Source organism: Campylobacter concisus (assembly GCA_002092835.1).
In the GTDB taxonomy this organism is placed as follows: Bacteria; Campylobacterota; Campylobacteria; order Campylobacterales; family Campylobacteraceae; genus Campylobacter_A; species Campylobacter_A concisus_K.
In genome coordinates, this window is the sequence record LVWL01000020.1 from 333,494 (window position 1) to 353,603 (window position 20,110).

At 39.1% G+C, this 20,110-nt stretch carries 15 protein-coding genes and 2 pseudogenes; 6 read left to right on the forward strand and 11 right to left on the reverse strand.

Annotated elements, in window-relative coordinates; genetic code table 11:
• Window positions 1–53 precede the first annotated feature (53 nt).
• From A3835_07470 to A3835_07520, 11 genes and pseudogenes are all read right to left on the reverse strand, one after another.
• On the reverse strand, window positions 54–1,061 hold the full coding sequence (locus tag A3835_07470; protein ID ORI07389.1) for a tRNA N6-adenosine(37)-threonylcarbamoyltransferase complex transferase subunit TsaD: 1,008 nt from the start codon (window positions 1,059–1,061) through the stop codon (window positions 54–56).
• Window positions 1,058–2,349: pseudogene (locus tag A3835_07475) on the reverse strand (deacylase). The gene A3835_07470 and the pseudogene A3835_07475 overlap by 4 nt, the downstream one beginning before the upstream one ends.
• A complete protein-coding gene (locus tag A3835_07480; protein ID ORI07390.1) occupies window positions 2,349–3,584 on the reverse strand; it encodes a uracil permease in 1,236 nt (411 codons plus the stop codon). The pseudogene A3835_07475 and the gene A3835_07480 overlap by 1 nt, the downstream one beginning before the upstream one ends.
• Complete coding sequence (locus A3835_07485) at window positions 3,571–4,668, reverse strand: 1-deoxy-D-xylulose-5-phosphate reductoisomerase (GenBank protein ID ORI07473.1); 1,098 nt, start codon at window positions 4,666–4,668, stop codon at window positions 3,571–3,573. Before A3835_07485 ends, A3835_07480 begins: the two co-directional genes overlap by 14 nt.
• Complete coding sequence (locus A3835_07490; GenBank protein ID ORI07391.1) at window positions 4,662–5,393, reverse strand: phosphatidate cytidylyltransferase; 732 nt, start codon at window positions 5,391–5,393, stop codon at window positions 4,662–4,664. Before A3835_07490 ends, A3835_07485 begins: the two co-directional genes overlap by 7 nt.
• Before the next feature lie 232 nt (window positions 5,394–5,625).
• Window positions 5,626–6,525, reverse strand: a complete 900-nt coding sequence (locus A3835_07495; GenBank protein ID ORI07392.1) for a restriction endonuclease — start codon at window positions 6,523–6,525, stop codon at window positions 5,626–5,628.
• A gap of 355 nt (window positions 6,526–6,880) precedes the next feature.
• Window positions 6,881–7,600, reverse strand: coding sequence for a fumarate reductase (gene frdB, locus A3835_07500; protein ORI07393.1), 720 nt, complete (start codon window positions 7,598–7,600; stop codon window positions 6,881–6,883).
• Window positions 7,593–9,610: pseudogene (locus A3835_07505) on the reverse strand (fumarate reductase). The gene frdB and the pseudogene A3835_07505 overlap by 8 nt, the downstream one beginning before the upstream one ends.
• A gap of 14 nt (window positions 9,611–9,624) precedes the next feature.
• On the reverse strand, window positions 9,625–10,323 hold the full coding sequence (locus A3835_07510) for a fumarate reductase (GenBank protein ID ORI07394.1): 699 nt from the start codon (window positions 10,321–10,323) through the stop codon (window positions 9,625–9,627).
• Between the two features lie 119 nt (window positions 10,324–10,442).
• Entirely contained in the window at window positions 10,443–11,258 is an 816-nt protein-coding gene (locus tag A3835_07515) for a prolipoprotein diacylglyceryl transferase (protein ORI07395.1), read from the reverse strand.
• A 40-nt stretch (window positions 11,259–11,298) separates the two neighbouring features.
• A complete protein-coding gene (locus A3835_07520; GenBank protein ID ORI07396.1) occupies window positions 11,299–11,940 on the reverse strand; it encodes a phosphoenolpyruvate carboxykinase in 642 nt (213 codons plus the stop codon).
• A gap of 126 nt (window positions 11,941–12,066) precedes the next feature.
• On the opposite strand from A3835_07520, the gene A3835_07525 reads away from it, so the two are divergent.
• From A3835_07525 to A3835_07550, 6 genes are all read left to right on the forward strand, one after another.
• Window positions 12,067–12,888, forward strand: a complete 822-nt coding sequence (locus A3835_07525) for a UTP--glucose-1-phosphate uridylyltransferase (GenBank protein ORI07397.1) — start codon at window positions 12,067–12,069, stop codon at window positions 12,886–12,888.
• Window positions 12,885–14,105: a glucose-6-phosphate isomerase gene (locus A3835_07530; GenBank protein ORI07398.1), complete on the forward strand. Its 1,221-nt coding sequence runs from the start codon at window positions 12,885–12,887 to the stop codon at window positions 14,103–14,105. The genes A3835_07525 and A3835_07530 overlap by 4 nt, the downstream gene beginning before the upstream one ends.
• A gap of 3 nt (window positions 14,106–14,108) precedes the next feature.
• Window positions 14,109–14,654, forward strand: coding sequence for an NADH:ubiquinone oxidoreductase, Na (locus A3835_07535; protein ID ORI07399.1), 546 nt, complete (start codon window positions 14,109–14,111; stop codon window positions 14,652–14,654).
• Window positions 14,655–14,716: 62 nt separating this feature from the next.
• Window positions 14,717–16,306 carry an ABC transporter ATP-binding protein gene (locus A3835_07540; GenBank protein ID ORI07400.1) on the forward strand — a complete coding sequence of 530 codons (1,590 nt, stop codon included), beginning with the start codon at window positions 14,717–14,719 and terminating at the stop codon, window positions 16,304–16,306.
• Window positions 16,307–16,966: 660 nt separating this feature from the next.
• Complete coding sequence (locus A3835_07545; protein ID ORI07401.1) at window positions 16,967–18,367, forward strand: aspartate ammonia-lyase; 1,401 nt, start codon at window positions 16,967–16,969, stop codon at window positions 18,365–18,367.
• A 91-nt stretch (window positions 18,368–18,458) separates the two neighbouring features.
• On the forward strand, window positions 18,459–19,946 hold the full coding sequence (locus tag A3835_07550) for a C4-dicarboxylate ABC transporter (protein ID ORI07402.1): 1,488 nt from the start codon (window positions 18,459–18,461) through the stop codon (window positions 19,944–19,946).
• The last annotated feature ends 164 nt before the right edge of the window (window positions 19,947–20,110 follow it).

Sequence of the window (20,110 nt, forward strand, 5' to 3'; positions counted from 1 at the left end):
TACTTACGAAGCTATCAAGATTTAGGCGCAAAATTTTATGTTTTTTAAAAAGTTTAATTTAACTCAAGCTTTTTAAAGCTAACTCTTGGATTTATATTTAGCTCGCTATGGCTTACAAACTCGCCTTTTAGGTACTTCTCACGCCCCACTCTTGCTATCATCAAGGCGTTATCAGAGCAAAACTCAAGTGGAGCTAGCAAAAGCTCGCACTCATTTTTTTGGCAAAGCGTTTCAAGTCTTTTTCGTAAATTTAGATTTGCACTTGCGCCGCCAACTACGCCAAAACGCTTAAAATTTCTTAAACAAAAGACCTTTTCAAGCTTGTTTAAAATGTGCTCACAGGCAGTATTTTCAAATGCGTAGCAGATGTCAGCAATATCTTTTTGAGTGATACTTTCTAACTTAGAAATTTCAACTCTGACTTGGTTTTTAAGCCCTGAAAAACTATACTCAAGACGTTTATCGTGAAGAAGTGGAATGGTAAAATGAAACCTCTCTTTGTCTTTGCAAAGTAGGGCATTTTGCTGAACTACGGCACCGCCTGGATAACCAAGATCAAGCATTTTAGCAACCTTGTCAAAGCTCTCACCAAAGCTATCATCGCTAGTGCTTGCTAGCTCAGTGATTTCACCATTTTCGTCAATCTCTAGGATCATCGTATGCCCACCACTTACTAGCAGGACGCCAAGTGGAAAGGTGGCTTCGCAATCTAAAAATAGTGAGTAGATGTGACCAACTAAATGATTTACGGCAATTAGCGGGATATTAAGAGCAACGCTTAATGCTTTTGCCATGCTGACGCCACCTATTAGGCTCACACTAAGACCCGGCTCATTTGTTACAGCGATCGCTTTTATTTCTTTAAAATTTGGCAAGATATCCTCTAAGAGTGCTGGCAGCGCCTTTGTATGAAGCCTAGCTGCAAGCTCAGGAACCACGCCACCAAAGATAGCGTGCTCCTCTTCTTGAGAAATTTTTTGATAATAAATCTTCTCTAAAGTGCGTTCATCTATGAGCGCGACCGAGCTATCATCGCAGCTACTTTCGATGCCAAGTATCATTTAAACTCCGCTAAGATCATGCCAGCAAATTTCTCTTTGCCATCTTCGTTTTTATAAAACTCGACTCGGTAAATTTTGCTGTCTTTATCGATGCTGTAGCTTTTATTTAGGCTATTTTTAGTCACTTCTTGCTCGCTCTCATCTATACTTTTTGTGCCATATCCTATGACATTTACGCGCACGTTTTTGAGTGATTTTATTTTAAAGCTCTTTTTCACGCTAAATTTATCGCCACTTTTTAATGTAAGCTCGCTACCGTCACTTATTAGTGAAATTTCATCAAGTGGTTTTGCAAACTCAAAATATTGTGGCTTTAGCCTAGTAACAAAGCGGTTGCCGTACTGCACTTTGAAGCTACCATTTTCTTTTATGACGGCTATTAGTGGATTTGGTGAGTTGTAATTTAACTCGCCTTTTTTAAGCGGGACAAAATTTATTAAAGGCTTTAGATTTTTAAGGCTTATCGCGTATGAATTTTCAAGCTCGAGTCTGATCTCTTTTTCGATCGCCTTTTTTACGCTTTTAACATCAAGATTAAACGGCCTAGTAAAGCTGATACCAGCCTTTTTCATATATTCTTCAATGGCGATTAGATGATAATAAGTCCTTTGCTCGGCGTTTAAATTTTTACTAGCTTCGTTTGCAAAGGCTGATTTGTTTTGCGTGATAGCATAGTAAGTTAGGCTTTTAGCATCTCTTTGTCACCCATTGCGGTGTGCGTATTTTTGATGTGATACTGGTGTTTTTGATCTATTAGATGCTTGTTTAGCACATCTTTTACGCTAGAGGCGATGCTTTCAAGCTCTGGGTATTTTGAGCCAGGAAGCGTACTTTGATCTATGATGCAAGTATTGCCCCATTTATCTGGATTTTCGTCTTTGTTTATAAATTTATCTCTGTAATAGCCACTTCCATCGTGCAAATTTAAGATGAGCGTAACGTTTTTGTCGGTTATGACGTCTTTTATCTTCATCACTGAGTTGTAATCAGGATCGTTTTTATCTACATGGGCAAATTTTCTATTCATATCGCCTTTTGTGCCACGACTTCGCTCGATTATGCTTGGGAAATTTAAATTTGGCACAACCCAAAGCGAACCTTTTGTGATGTTATAGTCAGTTGCCACGATAGAGGCTGCCAAAAAGCCACCTGGCTCATCGCCTTGAATGCCACCGATTAACAACATCGTGTTTTCGCTTGGTTCACCTTTTTTGATGAGCGCATAGTCTAAAGTATTAGCTAAACTAGCAGTGGTAAAGGTTAGTAAAAAAAGTAAAAATTTACGCATTAATATCCTTCGTAATGCTTTGTCTTTGGTAAAAGCAAATTTAAAACTATGCCAGTAACCGCGCCAAGTCCGATACCTGAAAATTTAACCGCTCCAAGATCAAGTACCATGCCGCCGATAGCAAAGATAAAGATGAGGGCTACGATTATCATATTTCTAGGATCTGCAAGATCGACTTTGTTTTTTATAAGTGTCTCCATGCCAACGCTTGCGATGATGCCAAAAAGTAGCAGCATGATACCGCCGATGACTGGGGCTGGGATAGTTGAAAGCACCGCTCCTAGCTTACCAACGAAGGCTAGTACGATGGCAGTGATCGCTGCAAAGGTCATGATCGCTGGATTATAAGCTTTTGTAAGGCTAACTGCGCCTGTGACCTCTGAGTAGGTGGTGTTTGGCGGACCACCAAAAAAAGCAGCAAGCGAAGTGGCAAGACCATCTCCAAGGAGCGTATTTTTAAGGCCTGGATTTTTTAGAAAATCCTCTTTTGTAACATTTGATATAGCAAGCATATCGCCTATGTGCTCGATCGCTGGAGCGATGGCGATAGGTATCATATAAATGATCGCTTCAAACTCAAATTTTGGTGTAGTGAAATTTGGCATTCTAAACCAAGGTGCATTAAAGATAGGTGTAAAATCAACCATGCCAAAGCAGTAAGCTACGATGTTTCCGACGATAATGCCAAGCAAAATAGGTATAAGCCTAAACATGCCGCGTCCAAGCATCATTACCAAAATAGTAGCCACTAGCGAAATGCCAGCGACGATCATCGCCTCATTTTGTGTATAAATTTCAGTAGCTGATGTTGCCATTTTGACGGCATTTGGAGCAAGGATAAGGCCTATTGTCATGATGACAGGTCCAACGACAACTGGAGGCAAAATTTTATGCAAAATTTTCTCTCCGCCAAAGCGGACCACGAGGCTTAAAACAACGTAGAAAAATCCAGCAAATATAACGCCCCCCATCGTCACGGCTATGCCCCATTTTTCGATACCGTACTGAAGTGGCGCGATAAAAGCAAAGGAGCTTGCTAAAAAAATAGGCGGAACATTTTTTCTAGTGATTAGCTGAAAAAGTAGCGTGCCAAGACCGGCTGTAAAGAGAGCTACATTTGCATCTAGTCCCGTAAGTATCGGCACTAATACCAGTGCACCAAAGGCGACAAATAAAAATTGAACACCGATTAAGCTTTGTTTGGGATCAAATTTATAACCCTCATACCTTTGCATTTAACATCCTTTTTGCGTAATTTCTAACTTCTTTATCAGCTTCAAAAATTTCATCAATATTTGAAATTTTAATATCTCTAAAATTTTTAACAGAGCTTAAAACGAGCCTTGAGATATCCAAAAATGAGCATTTTTTCTCTAAAAAGCTAAATACTCCAACCTCATTTGCAGCATTTATCACTACACCTAGATCAGGGTTTGCTAGTGCTTCATCTTTTAGCGAAAAAATGGGGTATTTTTTAAGGCTGATTTTATGAAATTTTATATTTTTTAGATCAAGTAAATTTGCGTGTGAAACGATATTTTCATTGATATTTTCAAACATAGCATGAGCGATAGCTAGCTTCATATCAGGTCGCGAGAGGTGCATCGTGCTTGAGCCGTCTATAAATTCAACTACGGCGTGTATCGCAGAAGTTGGTTCTATCACAGCCTCGATCTCCTTTACGCCATAAAGCCAATAAGCCTCCATTACTTCAAAAAGCTTATTTGCCATCGTCGCACTATCAATAGTGATCTTTGCGCCCATGTCCCAGTTTGGGTGTTTTAGTGCGTCACTTGGCGTGGCGTCTTTTAGAAATTTGATCGGTTTTTTATAAAATGCGCCGCCACTTGCTGTGATGATGAGTCTTTTTGGTGCAGTTTTATTTTCAAGTAGAAATTTAAGCCCAAAGTGCTCGCTGTCTATTGGTAAAATTTCTCTAGTTTTTAGAAATTTGCCGCCAACAACAAGGCTCTCTTTGTTTGCAAGCGCAAGCCTTTTGCCAAGAGCTTGTGTCTTTAGACTAGGAGCAAGGCCAGCAAAGCCAACAAGGGCGTTTATTACCTTTTTTGAGCTTGAAATTTCTAGTATTTGTAGCAGTCCAGTCTCACCAAAAAAGATATTTTTAGCTTCTATGTTTTTTACATTTTTAGCTAGCTTTTCATCGCCTACGCAGACAAATTTTGGCTTAAATTTTAAGATTTGCTCATTTAGTAAATCTACATTTTTAGCGCAGCTTAACGCCTCAACCTCTACGCCAAATTTTTCGCAAAGATTAAGGGCGTTTTTGCCGATTGAACCAGTTGAGCCAAGTATTACCACGAGAGCGACCAAAGTAGGGCGACTACGCCAAATAAATAACCATCTATCCTATCAAGCATGCCGCCGTGTCCTGGGAAGAGCGAACCACTATCTTTGACGCCGCAAAGTCTTTTTAGGTAACTTTCAAACAAATCTCCCCAAACTGCAAAGACGCAGACTAAAAAGCTTGAGAATAAAATTTGAAAAAATCCTTCAGTTACAAAATTTCCAACAATGCAGCCAATCACAGTGCCTATCGCCACACCGCCTGCTGCACCTTCGATTGTTTTGTTTGGTGAGCTTGGGCTAAATGGATGTTTGCCAAACATTTTACCAACAAAAAATGCACCGCTATCGCTTGCAACTACGCTTAAAATAAGCCATACAAGATAGCCTACGCCATACTCTGAGTAAAGCATCCACATCATAAAGATCGGCGTGGTCGGATATACAAAAGGTGCGACTAGCTTTAAATTTTCACTTTTTATGTGAGCTAGGATCGAAGCAACTAGCATGATAGCAAGGATCGCTATGAATATTGGATTTGTAAAATATGTAAGCACGTAAAAAGCAAGTGCAGCAAAAACTAGCTGTTTGTGATCGATATTATAAAGCTTGAGCGACTCATTAAAAGCAAAATAAAGCACAGCGCCAAGCAAGATAAAATTTAAAATATAATTATCAATAAAAAAAACTACCAAAATAGCAACAAACATCAAAATGCCAGTGATTATGCGAGATTGCATATCCTCTCCTTAAAATCGTTATTTCGCTGTAATTATAACACTTAAAATTTAGACGGCGTTTATAAGAGTAAAATTTGGTTTAAAAAGCATTTTAAGCTGGTAAATTTAGACTATTTTGGCGTTAGTAAAGATTTAAATTTGTCTTTTAAACTCACAAATAAAGCAAGACCGAAATGATCCCAAGTAGCAACTTGCAATAAATATACGCAGTAGTGCTTTATGGCTTAAAATTTTAAAAATTATTTTCCTCAAAAAAGTCGGTGTCGATTTTGCAAATTTCATATATTTGGCTTATTTGAACTCCGACTTTGTATTTTATCATTAGTTCTGCAAGCTTGTCGCCATCTATCAAAACCACACTAAAATTTTGATTATCTTTGGCGAAATTTTCAGCTTCTTTAGTAAATTTTGCCGTAGTGATAAAGACGCCTTTTTTGGTATTTTTATTTGAGATGGCGCCGATAAACTGCTGAATCTCTGGCCTACGGATATTACTGCCGTCTTTGTATCTTTTTGCTTGGATGTAAATTTTAGAAAGCCCAAGTTCATCTTCGTCTATGATGCCATCTATCCCGCCGTCTGGGCCTTTGTTTGTGAGATTTCCAGCTCCATAATTCATCTTTTCAAGTAGCTTTGTTACAAGGTATTCAAAAAATCTCGGCTCTTTTTCTAAAATGCTAGATAAAATTTCACTTTTTAGCTCTTCTTTTATCTTGCAAAGCGCTTCATCTATATTATCATCTGGGGTGTTTTCCGTGGCTTCTTTTTTCTCTTGCCTTATCTCTTGTTTGTAAATTTCATCGTACCAAGTGAGAAATTTGCTCTTTTTATCCTTACTACTTACTAACTCTTTGCCAAAATTTGTTATGGCAAATAGGCTTCTACCAACTTTTTGAAGCAGCACTTTTTCTGGCCTTGATTTTACTTGAGCTGTTGTAGCCAGATAGGATAAAGCCCAGTCGGTACGATTTATATAAGTTGGAGTTCCTCTTTTTATTTTTTGCAAAAGATCTTCGTCTTTTAGCTTAAAATGCTCAATTATAAATTTAGAAATTTCAGCTCTATTTGCCTCTTTCTTTTGTGCGACAAATTCTAAAATAGGTAGCATCATATCTTTATAGCTTGGTAACATTTTATATCCTTAAATGAAGCAAATTTTGAAATTATATAAATTTTTTGGCTTAAAAGCTATAATCAAAACATGAGAAGCCTTGGCCTAACAAATTTTCTTTTAAAAAATATTAGCTTATTTGTAAACACCTTTGCTACGATATTTGCGCTAATTTTTTGTTTCTGGTGTCGGAATCGTATTTATATTTATCGCATTTCCACTTGGTTATATAATGGGCGCACTCTTATCAATCCCATTTTTGATATTTTTATTTTTCTTATTTGTATCTATTGATATCTTTTTATGCCTTTTGGCATCTATTTGCAGTCTTTTTAATAAATTTAGAAGTAAATTTGGGGCTTTTACAGCCCCTTTTCTACTTTATAGCAGCCATTTTTCTACGCATATAAGCTATGCGGCTTTGAAGTGGTAGGTGTTTAGGGCAGTTGTCTTCACAGCCTAGCAAAGTCATACAGCCAAATACGCCGTCATCGTCGCCGATAAGCTCGTAAAAGTCCTCGTCGGTTCGTTTATCGAGCGCATCGATTTTAAATCTAGCTACGCGGTTAAGTCCAACCGCACCGATGAAATCAGGCCTCATGATAGCCGTACCGCATGCAGCCACGCAGATACCGCACTCGATGCAGCGATCAAGCTCAAATACCTCTTGAGCCACTTCAGGCTCAACCTTTTCCTCAAGTTTAGAGATATCTGTCTCGTGGTCTGTATGTATCCAGCTCTCCACACGCCTACTCATCGCATTCATCCAGTTGCCGGTGTCTACGCTTAAGTCTTTTAGTAACTTAAATACTGGCAAAGGCATAAGATCGATTACTCCGCTTTCAAAATCCTTAGTAAGAGTTCTACAAGCTAATCTTGGCTTACCATTTACAAGCATGCCACAACTTCCACAAATTCCAGCACGACAAACAAAGTCAAAGCTAAGATCTGGGTCAAATTTCTCGCGAATCATATTTAACGCGATAAATAATGTCATACCATCAGTCTCTTCCAACTCGTAGGTCGCGAAATGTGGCTTTGAAATTTTGCTTAACGGATTATATTTAAATGCTTTTATGGTTATTTTTCTACTCATATCCTATTCCTGCTCTTTCGTTTGGTGCTTTATATTTTGGTTGAAGATCATAGTGCATTAAAGCCTCTTGAATTTCTTGTCTGCTCTTACCTTCAGCTTGCATTTTCTCACGAATTTCATCAACCTCTTTTTGGCGGATGGCACTATCTGGATGCTCAATAATATTACCTTTCGCACCATAGCCTCTAAATGCTGGTGGCATCTCCATTTTCATAATATCAAGCGGCTCATACACGATAGTCGGTAGCGTATCGCCCTCTTTCCAGCTAGTTAGAGTTCTGTTTAGCCAGTTTAGGTCGTCGCGTTTCGGATAGTCTTCGCGGCAGTGCGCTCCGCGGCTCTCGGTGCGATCAAGCGCGCCTTTTGCGATACAAAGGGCTAGTTTTAGCATCTTTGGTACGCGGTAAGCCTCCTCAAGCTCAGGGTTGCCAAATAGCGCCTTATTTGTGACTTTAACGTCCAAAGATTGCTTATAAAGCTCTTCTAGCTCTTTTACCGCTACGGCTAGACCTTCGCCGGTTCTAAAGATCGCCACGTGCTCCCACATGATATCTTTCATCTTGTTTTTGATCTCAAATACGTTAAATTTGCCCTCTTTTTCGACAAGGCTCTTTAGATAGTCTTCCTCTTTTTTAACGAATTTTTCGATATCGTTAGTATTTATCTCGATCTCGTGTTTACCGCAGTAATCGGCAAAATAATCTCCCACGATCATACCAGCTACGACCGTTTCTGAAACGGAGTTGCCTCCCAGACGGTTAAATCCGTGCATATCCCAGCAAGCAGCCTCGCCGGCGCTAAATAGACCTGCTAACGTCGGGCTCTCGCCTGTAGGCTTAGTTTTTATGCCGCCCATGGAGTAGTGCTGCATAGGTAGGATCGGCGCCCAGCCTTTACCGCGTTGGCGACCGTTTTCGTCGGTATATACTTCGGTGTCGGCAGGATCGATGCCGTTAAAGATTTCGCAAATTTCTTGAACGTCGCGTAAGTTTTTCTCGATATGCTCGCGTCCCAGGATAGAGATATCTAGCCAAACGTGATATCCATATGGCTAGGTACGCCCTTGCCTGCGCGGATATGCTCCATGATTCGGCGACTTACGACGTCGCGGCTAGCTAGTTCTTTTTTCTCAGGCTCGTAGTCGGGCATAAAGCGATATCCGTCCACGTCGCGTAAAATTCCACCGTCGCCGCGGCAACCTTCTGTTAAAAGAATGCCTGATGGAACGATCGGAGTTGGGTGAAACTGAACAGCTTCCATGTTGCCAAGCTGAGCTACGCCAGTCTCAAGTGCGATGGCCGCGCCGATACCCTCGCAAACTACGGCGTTTGTAGTGTGTTTATAAACCCTACCATAGCCACCGGTTGCGATTAGTGTGCCTTTTGCGACGTATGCCGTGATCTCGCCGTTAACTAGATCGCGAACGATCGCGCCATAACAGCGGTTGTTTGCATGAATGAGCGCGATAGCTTCTTTTCTATCGTGAATTTCTACGTTATGTTTTAGAGCCTCGTTTGCTACGGCAAAAAGCATAGTGTGTCCGGTAGCGTCGGCCGTAAAGCATGTTCTCCATTTTTTAGTTCCGCCAAAGTCGCGAGAGTGGATGAGTCCGTGGACTTCTTCTTTTTCTACGATAGTCGTTTTTTGAGCGTTGATGATAGCGCTTCTCTCGCCTTTTGTTATACGAGTCCAAGGCACGCCCCAAGCCGCTAGTTCGCGGATCGCCTTAGGCGCGGTTTGACAAAACATACGTGCAACTTGCTGATCGCAGCCCCAGTCGCTACCTTTTACCGTGTCGGCAAAGTGTACGTCCTCGTTGTCGCCTTCGCTCATTTTTGAATTTCCCAAAGAGGCTTGCATGCCGCCTTGCGCAGCCGCAGAGTGCGAGCGTTTTACAGGTATTAGGCTTAAAACGATGGTGCTTAAGCCCTTTTCTCCAGCAGCCACAGCAGCTCTAAGACCAGCTAGACCACCACCAATTACCAATGCATCATAATATTTTACATTCATCTTCTAGCTCCTTTTTAATGGCTGATCCACACAAAATCGGCGATTAGCGCAATTATAGCAAGTATGCCATAAACGGCAAATACAATTGTTTTTGCCTTATTTCTTTTGGCAAACATTTCGTGCTTATTTGCACCATCAATGCTTATCCATTTGACATACAAGCGGTACATACCGATACTAGCGTGAACGACCATAAAAACAAGTAGTGCGAAGTAGAAAATTTCTAGTTGATGAAATGCAGCCGCTGATTTGTCGGCAGTAATATGTCCGCCAAAGACTATATCCACTAAGTGCGCACTGGCTGCGAAAAATAGAGCAAAACCGGTTAAAAACTGAAACCACCAAAGCGTAGTATCAAGGTGCTTCATACGGTCTTTGTGGCCTCTAAACATTAGATATTGTCTGTAGTTTGCTGGAAATTTTCTCATAGCTAAAAATGCATGAGCGATAAAAATGGCGAATATTACCGCGGCAATAACGTTAGTGATCCACCATGTAGCCTCGCCGAATAAAAATTTAGCCTCCGCAAACCCTACGACAGCATTAAATGCGTCTTTGCCAAGTAGTATAGTAGAAGTAAAAACCATATGGCACAATATAAAACAGGCCAAAATAAACCCTGTAATGCTTTGCCATCTATCCCAAGCGGCTGGAGTGCGACTTTTTTTGTCATCCGACCGTTTTCCCAAAAAACCTTCTATAAGCCCGGTCATGAGCCCTCCTAAGAAATTTGAAATAAATTATCATTTCTTAATACTAATTTAAATATTAGTATTAATTGATAAAGCTAATGCTAGCAGATTTTTACTTTAATATTTTTTAAACACTTATATTAGAGCTTTGAAAATTTTTTATAAAGCATGGCATAAATAAAAATTCCAAAACCACACATAATAAGTGATAAAATTTGCCCCATTGATAGACCAAAAATAATAAATCCAAGTCCAGAATCAGGCTCTCTGTAAAACTCGCAAACAAATCTTGCAAATGTGTATAAAATGGCGTAAAGTGCTATGAGTTCGCCATTAAATTTATTATATTTTCTATATAAAAATAAAATGGAAAAAATAACTAAACCTTCTAAGAATGCCTCGTAAAGCTGGCTTGGATGTCTTGGCTGACCAAAGACATTTATCGCCCAAGGCACATCTGTGACCCTGCCAAAAAGCTCTTGATTTAAGAAATTTCCTATCCTGCCAAAGGTGTAGCCAAAAGGTATGCAGATGGCGCAAAGATCAAGTAGCTGCCAAGCATTTTGCTTATATCTTTTGCAAAATAAAATTGTCGCTAGCAAAAAGCCAACTACAGCGCCGTGATAGCTCATGCCGCGAATTCCTATAAATTCGCCGTTGTGAAAAGGGTTGAAAATTTGCCAAGGCTGCGTTAGATAGTAGCTAGCTTCACCAGAATAGACTAAAACCCAGCCAAGCCTAGCGCCTAAAATAACGCCTATTTCAACCCAGAAAAAGTAATTATCCAAGAGCTGATTTGAGATTGGGATTTTATCTTTTTTAACGAGATATTTTGCCATGGCAAGCGCCAAAACAAGGGCTAAAATATACATAAGCCCATACCAGTGCACGCTAAAGTCAAAGATGCTAAATGCTACCGGGTCAAAGTGGTTATAAATGTCGTTCCAAATTTCCATTTTTACTTTCTTTTTAAAATTTTTGCGATTTTACAATGATTTAGCTTTGATGAGCGAATAAACTCTTGCCACTAAGGGCAAGGGCTAAAAATTTAAACTCGCTTGCTTCAAATTCTTTGCAAAATTTAAATAGCTCGGCAAATTCTGCCTCATTTAAATTTACGCTCCAGATCGCTCCAAGGTCATTAAATTCTTTTTCAAACTCGCTTAAATTTTTAGTGGCAAAATAGTGCTCAAAGCGGCTCATTAATGAAAATGGCGTAAAAAATTTGATCTCATCTTTTATCTCAAATTTCATCACGCCACCATCTTTTATCGCTTCATTTATCACCTCATTCACAGCCCCAGAGTAGGCTCTTACAAGCCCTCCAGTGCCAAGCTTTATCCCGCCAAAATACCTGACTATCAAGACGCCAACGTTTATAAGCTCCGCCCCTCTTAGCGCGTTTAGGCTTGGCTGTCCGCTAGTGCCCTTTGGCTCACCATCGTCGCTTTGATTTTCAACGATTTGGCCGTATTTGTTTAACTCTCTTGTCGCCCAAACTACGTGAACAGCCTTAAAATGCTCTTCTTTTAGGCTCTCATGCAATCTCTTAAACTCACTTATCGGGCATAAAAATGCTAAAAAATTTGACTTTTTTATATCAAGCTGGGCTTTAAAAATCCTATCAATCGTCTGCAAATTTGCTCTTTTTTAAAAAATTTAAAAATCTTATCAATTTGCTGATTAAAGCCTTGTAAATTCAGACAAATTTATATTATTAAGGAAAAGATAGTAGAATTTTGCAATTTTTCATGAAGGACTAAAATGATACAAACTTGCCTATTTCCAGCGGCTGGATATGGAACGAGGTTTTTGCCAGCTACAAAATCGCTCCCAAAAGAGATGTTGCCAATACTTACAAAACCGCTCATTCACTACGGCGTTGATGAGGCACTTGAGGCTGGCATGGATAATATGGCCTTTGTCACAGGACGCGGGAAAAGGGCGCTTGAGGACTATTTTGACATCAGCTACGAGCTAGAAAAAGAGATCGCAGGTAGCTCAAAAGAGTCGCTGCTAAGCGAAGTTAGAAATTTAATGAGCTCATGCACATTTTCATTTACTAGGCAAAATGCTATGAAAGGCCTTGGACATGCCATTTATACGGGCAAAACGCTAGTTCGAGATGAAGCATTTGGGGTCATTTTGGCAGATGATCTATGCATAAATGAAAATGGCGAGGGTGTGCTTTCACAGATGGTTAAAATTTATGAAAAGTATCGCTGCAGCGTAGTTGCAGTGATGGAGGTGCCAAAAGAGCAGACCAAGTCTTACGGCGTCGTAAGCGGTAGGTTTATAGAAGATGATCTCATAATGGTCGATGATATGGTTGAAAAGCCTGATCCTGCCGAGGCTCCGACAAATTTAGCGATAATCGGGCGCTACATCCTAACGCCAGATATTTTTAATATCTTAGAGCGAACAAAGCCAGGTAAAAACGGCGAAATCCAGATCACAGACGCTCTAAAAACGCAGGCAAAAGATGGCATGGTGCTAGCTTATAAATTTAAAGGCAAGAGATTTGATTGCGGCAGCATCGATGGCTTTGTCGAGGCTACAAATTTCTTTTACGAGCGCAGTAAATGATAGAGACTTCATTTAAATTTAACTTTGCAAGCAGCGAAGTCATCGACTCCTATGCTAAACGCATAAACGACGAGTACGAAAGCGGTGAGATAGGCTACTATCACCTGCCAGCTCTTGGGCAAAATTTACTTGGCGAGATCGAGGAGTATGAAAAGGGGCTAGCTCATATCAAAAATGTCGTGCTAGTTGGCATCGGCGGCAGTAGTCTTGGCGTAAAGGCGTTAAAATCGATGCTTGATGGCACAAAGGGGATAAAAAGAGAGCTATTATTTTTAGACAATGTCGATCCTTGCAGCTACAAAAGCACTCTTGATGGGGTGAAATTTGACGAGACACTTTTTATAATAAGCTCAAAATCAGGCAATACGATCGAGACGATCACTATTTTTAAGTGCTTGCTTGATGACTTTAAACCTCAAAATTTAGGCAAAAATTTCCTCATCATCACAGATCCTGGCACAAATTTAGAAAATTTCGCCAAAGAAAATGGCATTAAATTTTTCAATATCCCAAAAAACGTTGGCGGGAGATTTAGCGTGCTAAGTGCGATAGGCCTTGTGCCTCTTGGTATCTGTGGATATGATATAAAGGCACTACTGGAGGGCGCGCTTGCTTGCAAGAAGCAATACATCGAGCAAAAAGATAGCTCCATAGTCGCAAAAGCCTACCACTACGCTACTAGCAGAAATGCCAGCATAAATGTCATTTTTAGCTATTGCGATAGATTTTTTGAATTTAACGACTGGTACGTGCAGCTTTGGGCGGAGAGTCTTGGCAAAAAAAGAGGCTACAAAAGAGTTGGTCTTACGCCAGTTGGACTTGTTGGTAGCCGCGATCAGCACAGCTTTTTGCAGCTTATCATGGATGGCGTAAAAGATAAGAGTGTGACGTTTATAAAGATAAAAGATCACTCGAGCGACAAGACTATCCCAAATTTAAGCCTAAAAGGGCTTGAGGAGTGCGATTTTGTAGCAGGACTAAGCCTAAATGAGCTTATAAATTTGCAGTGCGACGCGACTGCTATGGCGCTGGTGCAAGAGGGCATAAGTGTCGATACGATCACACTTGAGAGGCTTGATGAGTTTCACGCTGGCTGGCTCATTTTTTACTATGAGCTGCTAACCTCGGCAACTGGCATCATGCTAGGCATCAACACCTATGATCAGCCAGGCGTTGAGATAGGAAAACGTATCCTAAAAACCATGCTTTTAAAGTAAGAAATGAAGAAATTTCTGCTTTTGGCTCTTTTTGCCACACAAATTTTTGCCTTTTCGGCGAGCAAATTTGTAAATGACGCTAGGTCGCAGATCGGCGTGACGCTAAGTTACGATCCAAGCTACGAAAGGCTCGCCTACCCAATGGGTGACGTGGATATCAAAAAGGGCGTTTGCACGGATGTGGTGGTAAGGGCTTTGAGGCATCAAGATATCGATCTGCAAAGGCTTATCTTTGAGGATATGAGTAAAAATTTTTCAAGCTATCCTAAAAAATGGGGGCTTAAAAAGGCTGATAAAAACATCGATCACAGGCGTGTTTTAAACATCGCTACCTATCTAAAAAGAAAAGGTTTTGAGGTGAGTGATGATAAATTTTTGCCGGGCGATATCGTCACTTGGACGCTACCAGGAAATTTACCTCACATCGGTGTGATCTCAGATAAATTTGAAGGCCAAATACCGCTTGTCATCCACAATATCGGCTCTGGCGTGCAAGAAGAAAATATACTTTATAACTACAAGATCACGGGGCATTTTAGACTAAAGTAGCAAAATGGCTTTTTAATCAAATTTTAGGCAAAATCGCAAAAAAATAAATTCAAGGAAAAATAATGTTAGAAGTTAGGGGACTTACTCAAAGATTTGCAAGCAGTTTGCTATTTGAGGATGTAAATTTAAAGCTAAATCGCCACAACAGATACGGACTAATCGGTGCAAATGGCGCTGGCAAATCGACATTTTTAAAAATTTTAAGCGGAGCCATCGAGCCAACTAGCGGCGAGATCATCATAGAAAATGGACTAAAGGTTGGCGTGCTTGGACAAGATCAGTTTGCGTTTGAAAATTTCACTCTAAAAGACGCAGTACTTTATGGCAACAAACGCCTATATGACGCTGTAAAAGAGAAAGAAAAGCTCTATATGAGCGAGGAATTTACAGATGAGATAAATGAGCGCTTAAGCGAGCTTGAGATGATAAGCGCCGAGGAGGATCCAAGCTACGAGTACGAGACTAGGATAGAAAAAATTTTAAGCTCGCTTGGGTTAAATGAATTTGATAAGCTAATGAGCGAGGTCGAAAACTCAGATAAAGTTAAAGTTTTGCTAGCTCAAGTACTATTTCCAAAGCCAGACATCTTGTTCTTAGACGAGCCAACAAACAACCTTGATATAGACTCGATCGCATGGCTAGAAAACGAGCTAAACCGCCACGAGGGCACGCTTGTGGTTATCAGCCACGACAGACACTTTTTAAATAGAGTTTGCACAAACATTTTGGATGTGGATTTTAAGAAAATTCGCGAGTTTTCAGGCAACTACGACGACTGGTATATGGCTGCAAATTTGATCGCAAAGCAGCATGAGATGGAACGCGATAAGAAACTAAAAGAGAAAGAGGAGCTGGAGAAATTTATCGCGAGATTTTCAGCAAATGCGAGTAAGGCAAAGCAGGCGACCTCTCGTGCAAAACAGCTTGAAAAGCTTGATATTGCCGAGATTGCTGTATCAAGTAGGCGCGATCCTAGCATATTATTTCGTGCAAACCGTGAGATAGGAAACGAGCTAATAGAGCTTAAAAATGTAAGTAAGAAATTTGATGATAAGGTGATATTTGAAAATTTTAACTTTAAGCTTGAAAAGGGCGACAAGCTAGCCATCATCGGCCATAACGGTGTTGGTAAAAGTACGCTTTGCAAGATCATAATGGGCGAGCTAAAGCCTGATGCGGGCGAGGTACATATAGGCGCAACCATCGAGCTAGGATATTTTGCGCAAGATACGGTAAATAAGATAGATGGCGAGCTAAAGCTTTATGAGTACTTGCAAGATGCTAAAAACAAGGACATAGACGAGATCAGAAAGTGCCTCGGCAGGATGCTCTTTAGTGGTGCCGAGCAAGAAAAGGCAGTGGGCGCGCTAAGCGGTGGCGAAAAACACCGCGTGAGACTAGCTCAGCTCATGCTTCATAGACCAAATTTACTTGTCATGGACGAGCCAAACAACCACCTCGATCTTGAAGCTATCATCGCGCTTGGCGAAGCGTTTTATAACTTTAACGGCTCAGTCATCTGCGTGAGCCACGACAGGGAGCTTATAGACGCCTTTGCAAATAGAATTTTACACCTAAAAGGCAATGGCGAAGTGGTTGATTTTAAAGGCACATACGAAGAGTATAGAGCAAATTTAGGGCTTGAGAGCTAAAATTTGTTATTTCTTGCTCCTGATTGTAGGGGCAAGATTAAAATTTATATTTACTACAAATTCTTGCAAGTATTAATCTAATTATATAAATTAAAAATAGCTTATAAAAATTATCAAAATCCAATAAAAAGACTTTATAAATAAGAAAGAAAATTAATAAGAATTTTCTAAAGTATTAGTAAGATTTGTAAAATAAAATTTATTAAATAATATTTTTATGATGCTTAGCTTAAGGACTCTATTTAAAAATTTAATAAATTTACTTTGCAATATGGTGATATTTACTTAGTTTTTACTTTCTAAAGTAATATTAGAAATAAAATTTAACTTTATTTTTTATATTTTTGGATATAAAAAGTGTGATTTAATATTTATTTTATGTTATTTTTCTATATATTTACCTTTTAAGCTTAAAAATTTAAATAAATTTGAGCTAATTACGAGCTTTTTATATAATAAAAAAGTGATATTATTATTTAAATAACAATTTATCTAAGCTATATTATTAAATATAGCTTAAAAGCTACTATAAATTTTTCTTCAAAAGTCGTTTTATCAAGCTAAAAAGTAAAAACTTAAAAAAAATAAGTAGTAATTAATATTTAAAATATTAAATATCTATATAATTTCATTAATACATTTTTTATAAGGAGAATGGTTATGGCAACCAGAAAAGAACACGATTTTATAGGTGAGTTGGAAATCTCTGACGATTTTTATTATGGTATCCAAACATTTAGAGCTACCGAAAATTTTCACATGAGCGGTAGAACACTAAAAGAGTATCCATACTTTGTAAAAGCATTTGCACAAATCAAAAAAGCAGCTGCACTTGCAAATAAAGAGGTTGGCGTTTTAGATCCCAAGATCGCTGATACGCTAGCAAAAGCCGCTGATAGAGTAATAGCAGGTGAGTTTTTAGATCAATTTGTGGTTGATATGGTTCAAGGCGGTGCTGGAACAAGTACAAACATGAATGCAAATGAGGTTATTACAAATATCGCGCTTGAGAGCATGGGTCATAAAAAAGGTGAGTATCAATACATCCATCCAAACGATCATACAAACCTTGGACAAAGCACAAATGACACTTATCCAAGCTCAATAAAAGTAGCAACTTACGCAAAACTTACTGATTTGCTTGCTGCGATGAATCTACTAAAAGATGAACTTGATAAAAAAGCAAAAGATTTTAAAGATATCATTAAAATGGGCAGAACTGAGCTTGAGGACGCAGTTCCTACAACACTTGGAAATACATTTAATGCATTTGCAAGCTACATTAAAAGCGATATCGAAAAGATCACAGCTGCACGCGAGTCAATGACATATCTAAATATGGGTGCAACTGCGATTGGTACAGGTATTAACTGCCACCCTGATTATAAAAATGTAGTTGTTAAAAAGTTAAAAGATATCACTGGTGTTGATTTCAAAAAAGCTGATGATTTCATCGCAGCTACACAAGATACAGCAGACTTCGTTCACGTAAGTGGTGCGTTAAAAACTGCAGCTGTTAGACTTTCAAAAATCGCAAATGACCTTCGTTTGATGAATTCAGGTCCAAGATGCGGCCTTGGCGAGATAAATTTACCACAAATGCAACCAGGCAGCTCAATCATGCCAGGCAAAGTAAACCCAGTTATCGCTGAGGTTGTAGGCGAAGCGTGCTATGAAGTGATCGGTAACGACGTAACTATCATGCTTTGCTCAGAAAGAGGCGAATTTGAGCTAAATGCATTTGAGCCAGGCATCGCTTATGCGCTATTTAACTCTATATTTATCCTTGAAAACGCGATGAAAACACTAGCTGAAAAAGCTGTAAGAAAACTAACAGCAAATCCTGAAGCTTGCTTAAAATCAGTTCTAGGCTCAGTTGGTATCGTAACTGCGTTTAACCCATACATCGGTTACGAAAAATCTGCAAGTATCGCTAAAGAGGCTTTGCAAACTGGTAAAGCAGTTGGCGATATCTGCCTAGAGAGAGGCTATCTAAGCAAAGAAGAGATCGACAAAATTTTAGAGCCAAAAAATATGCTAAATCCAAGCATGGTTAGGTAGAAATTTAAGCAAAGTATTATTAAAAGCGTGTCAAAATTCTGACACGCTTAAGTAAAAATTTTAGTTATAAAATTTAATAGAGGAGTTTTCAATGGATATTTCATTGATATTACAGTTGATCGTGCTTTTTGGTGCGATATTCTTGGGTGTTAGACTAGGCGGTATGGCTATTGGTTATGCTGGTGGCATTGGCGTCGTAGTTTTAACTTTAGGACTTGGATTAAAAGCAGGTAGTATACCTTGGGATGTTATTTTAATCATTATGTCCGTTATAGCTGCTATTACAGCGATGCAAGTAGCTGGTGGCCTTGATTATTTGGTGCAAATAGCCGAAGGGATACTAAGAAAACATCCAAAATACATAAATTTCTTAGCTCCAGTTGTCACTTACTTGCTAACTGTATTTGCTGGTACTGGACACACAGCATTTTCTATGATTCCAGTTATTACTGAAGTTGCAAAGACACAAAACATTAAGCCTAGCGCGCCTCTTAGTATAGCTGTTGTTGCTAGTCAGATAGCTATTACTGCAAGCCCAGTTTCAGCAGCGGTTGTATTTATGGCTGGTGAACATGCTTTGGGTGGACTTGGCATCAGCTATCCATTACTATTAGCTATCTGGATACCTACCACTTTTATTGGTTGTATGCTAACGGCTCTTGTTATAAATATATTTTATAATCTTGATCTAAGTAGTGACAAAGAGTATCAAAGAAGACTTAAAGAAGGGCTAATCAAAGATGTTAAAATCGAAGAGAAAAAAGAGCTTCCAAAAGGAGCTAAACTTTCTGTTTTAATATTCTTAGTTGGCGTTATCTCTGTCGTTTTATATGCTACTGCTATTAGTAAAAACGTAGGCTGGATAAAACCAAGCTATGTAACAGGCTATGAAAAAATTTATGAGACCAAAAGTCCAGATAAATTTAATGAACTTGTCGCAAAAGATATAAAAGTCAAAACTGACTCAACTACTAATGTAAAATATGTAGAAGATCCAGATAAACCTACAAAGGTGTTGGTATTAACTAGAGATAACGCTATTATGAGCTTTATGCTAGTTATCGCTACTTTAATCACACTAACTTGTGGCGTTAAAGTCGATAAGCTATTTAATACAGCTACATTTAAAAGCGGTATGACCGCGTGCGTCTGCGTGCTAGGTGTAGCGTGGCTTGGAGATACTTTCGTGGTAAATCACACCGATGCGATCAAAAATTTTGCCGGCGATTTTGTTAAAGACTATCCGTTTATGCTAGCTGTTGCGCTATTTTTTGCCAGTATGCTTCTTTACTCTCAAGCCGCTACCGCAAAGGCACTTATTCCTACTGTTATAACCGCACTTGGTTTAACTGCTGCAAATAACGGTGACGCATATATTTTAGTTGCATCATTTGCTGCAGTTTCAGCATTGTTTGTATTGCCAACATATCCGACACTTCTTGGAGCCGTTCAAATGGATGATACTGGAACAACTAGGATAGGTAAATATATATTCAACCACTCATTCTTTATTCCAGGCGTTTTAGCTATTGCTTTTTCTGTCGCACTTGGATTTTTAGTAGCTCCGATACTTTTATAAGTATTTTAAATCAGACTTAAGCCGAGATCTCTCTCGGCTTTTTTAAATCCCTTTAAAATTTTTAATTTCTATTCAAAATCCTTAATCAAAATTTTATATCCAAAATTTTTATAAGATTGCGCTAAAAATTATATTAATTAAATTTATCATTTTTAGAATTTTAC